Below are 2,284 nucleotides of genomic sequence, written 5' to 3'. Positions count from 1 at the left end.
GTGCCGCCATGGCCGGCATGAAGCTGCCGATCGAAAGCCATGTGCTCCAGGCCTTCGTTTCCGAGGCGATCAAGCCGCTCATCCCGGGCGTCATCACTTTTGGCGCCGGCCACTTCTACATCAGCCAGTCCGACAAGGGCGGCCTCGTATTTGGTGGCGACCTCGACGGCTACAATTCCTACGCCCAACGCGGCAACATGCCGGTGGTCGAGGACGTTTGCGAAGGCGGCATGGCAGTCATGCCGATGATCGGCCGCGTCCGCATGCTGCGCCAGTGGGGCGGCATCATGGACATGTCGATGGACGGCACCCCGATCATCGACAAGACCCCGATCGATGGCCTCTATCTCAACGCCGGCTGGTGTTATGGCGGCTTCAAGGCGACACCGGCGTCGGGCCTCGTCTTTGCCCATTTGCTGGCGCGCGACGAACCGCATCCCGAGGCTGCACGCTTCCGGCTCGACCGGTTCCGTCGCGGCGCGATGATCGATGAAAAGGGCCAAGGCGCCCAACCCAACCTGCACYGAAAGCGAGACTGGCGGAATGCGTATTGCATGTCCTTTCTGCGGCGAACGCGAGAACGGCGAGTTCACCTATCTCGGCGACGCCTCGCCCAAGCGGCCCAACTTCGCAATCGATAGCGGCGAAAGCCCCGATCGCGTCGAGGACGCTTTCCACGACTATGTCTATCTGCGCGACAACGTCGCCGGCTACATGCGCGAATATTGGTACCACGGCGGCGGATGCCGCTCCTGGCTGATAGCCGAGCGTAACACGGTGACGCATGAATTCAGATCGGTGACGGCGGCCCCCGGCGTGGGTGCGTCCAAGCCGGTGCAGGCAGGAGAATAAAGATGTCGGGCTATTCCGGATCTGAACCGCTCGACAGGACGGCCGCACTTGAGGGCAGCACCCCCAGCGCGCGCAGCCAGGCAGCATCCGCCAGCCAGTCGCACCGGCTGCGCAGCGGCGGCCTGATCGACCGCCAGGCACCACTGCAGTTTTCCTTCGACGGCAAGGTCATGTCCGGCTTTGCCGGCGATACGCTGGCCTCGGCACTCGTTGCCAATGGCGTCAAGCTGGTGGCGCGCTCCTTTAAGTATCACCGCCCGCGCGGCATCATCACCRCAGGCTCGGAAGAGCCAAGCGCACTCGTCGAGATGCGAACCGGTGCGCGCAAGGAACCAAACACCCGCGCCACAACGCAAGAGCTTTATGACGGGCTGGTAGCCCAGAGCCAGAACCGCTGGCCCTCGCTGCGCCGCGACTTCATGTCGATCAATCAGCTGTTTTCGCCGATCTTCGTCGCCGGCTTCTACTACAAGACCTTCATGTGGCCGGCGAAGTTCTGGGAAGCGATCTACGAGCCGATCATCCGCCGCRCCGCCGGCCTCGGCAAGAGCGCCGAACTGCCCGATCCCGATCACTACGACAAGGCCTGGGCCCATTGCGACGTGCTCGTCGTTGGTGGCGGGGCTGCTGGTCTTTCGRCCGCATTGGCCGCTGGCCGGGCCGGTTCGCGTGTTATTCTTGTCGAAGAAGACGTCCGTGTCGGTGGCCGCCTGCTCAGCGATGGTGGCGAGATCGATGGCATGCATGCGGACGAATGGGTGCGGCGCACGGCGGCCGAGCTCGCTTCGCTGCCAAATGTCMGCATCATGGTCCGCACAGCACTGTTCGGCGTCTATGACGGCGGTGTTCATACCGCGCTCGAACGCGTCAACGACCATGTCCCGGTGCCCGGTCCGCATCAGGTCCGCCAGCGTCTCTGGCGCATCGTCGCCAAGCGCTCGGTCGTCACCGCTGGCGCCATCGAGCGGCCAATAGCCTTCCCGGGCAATGACCGTCCGGGCGTGATGATGGCCTCGGCCGTCCGCACCTATGTCAACCGCTTCGCAGCGATGCCGGGCAAGCGCGTTGCGCTATTCACCAACAATGACGATGRCTGGCGCACGGTCGAGGCGATCCAGCAGGCCGGTGGCGACATTTCCGCTGTGATCGATCCCCGCGGTAAGGTGCCGGCGGAATATCAGGCCCTTGCCGAGCTCTCGGATCTGCGTGTGCTCTCGGGCGGCGTGTCCGACGTCAAGGGCGGCGTCGACGGCGTGCGCGGCGTCATCGTTACCGACAATAACGGCCGCAAGCAGCAGATCGACGCCGACTGCCTGGCTGTTTCGGGCGGTTGGAACCCCAATGTCGGACTGTCCTGCTTCCATCGCGGCAAGCCTGTTTGGCGTGACGATATCGCTGCCTTCATCCCCGGCGAGGCCCCCAAGGGCATGGT

Annotated in this window: 2 protein-coding genes and 1 pseudogene; all 3 read left to right on the top strand. The window is 64.4% G+C overall.

Annotated features, from left to right (window positions below; all coding sequences use genetic code 11):
• Positions 1-524, top strand: a pseudogene (locus AC1DUU_RS29865) (FAD-dependent oxidoreductase); the annotation flags it as partial.
• Positions 525-543: 19 nt separating this feature from the next.
• Positions 544-852 carry a sarcosine oxidase subunit delta gene (locus AC1DUU_RS29860; RefSeq protein WP_476786934.1) on the top strand — a complete coding sequence of 103 codons (309 nt, stop codon included), beginning with the start codon at positions 544-546 and terminating at the stop codon, positions 850-852.
• Between the two features lie 2 nt (positions 853-854).
• Positions 855-2,284 (top strand): 2Fe-2S iron-sulfur cluster-binding protein (locus tag AC1DUU_RS29855; RefSeq protein ID WP_476786933.1); only part of this gene is annotated, 1,430 nt, incomplete at its 3' end.

It is taken from the genome of Aminobacter sp. P4_H6_2 (genome assembly GCF_056400805.1).
The sequence above is the reverse complement of the archived record's forward strand: the minus strand, read 5'-3'. Positions and strand labels throughout refer to the sequence as shown.